We start from the raw sequence: 864 nt of genomic DNA on the forward strand, positions 1-864 counted from the left end.
ATAAATACAAAGAAGAGAAACAGTTTCTATATAAAAAAAGCCGTTGGCGCGTCCCGTTACCAGCTAATCACAGAAGCATTTTTTATTGCTACATTCCAAACTGCATTTGTATTGTTAGTTGCTCTTTTTATTTTGATGTCACTCGTGCAATTTTCCGATAGTGCCAGAGAGCTTATCTTTACTCATGGCAGTTATNACTTCTCAACCGCGTTATCTATTACTACGGCGCTAACTTATGCAGCTATTTTACTCGCCCACTACCTCTTTTTGCTGACGCTGACTTTGCCTAATAATACCTATAGCCACAGCATTGCTGCACAATCATCACAGTCACACTATATGACTCGTATTATGTTCTGCATGCAGATAATTATTGCAGGTATCATCATATACCTGTGGGCGGGTATAATGACACAGATGCATTTTATGAAAGATTACAATTTTGGTTATGAAAAAGAAAATGTAATAACATTTATACTAAGTGACGAATTAAAATCAAAAACCGCAATAAACAATTTACAAGATGAATTAAGGAATGCAGCTGGAGTTAATAGTATCTCGCTGAGTAACTGGCGGCCATTTGACATGTCTCGGCAGAATACGTCTGTATTCCATAGTAATCAGCAAGAAAAAGACAAACTAGCCACAGTTAACATCCTAAAGGTAAATGAGCACTTTATTAATACCTGGGGGGTAAATATTCTGGCGGGGGACAAAAACCCATTATTACCCAGTGATAATAGCAAAATTTACCATGCAATTGCCACGAAATCGTTTATGACATTAATGGGACAACAGTCCTATGACCATATACTGAATACTATTTTTTATATTAATGAGAATAACTCGCAACATTCAGTTAGG

At 36.5% G+C, this 864-nt stretch carries 1 pseudogene; it reads left to right on the plus strand.

The features are described 5' to 3' along the window. Positions 1–864 (plus strand): annotated as a pseudogene (locus tag V1952_RS22135) (ABC transporter permease); the annotation flags it as partial.

This window comes from Yersinia sp. 2542 StPb PI, from assembly GCF_048593855.1.
In the GTDB taxonomy this organism is placed as follows: domain Bacteria; phylum Pseudomonadota; class Gammaproteobacteria; order Enterobacterales; family Enterobacteriaceae; genus Yersinia; species Yersinia enterocolitica_E.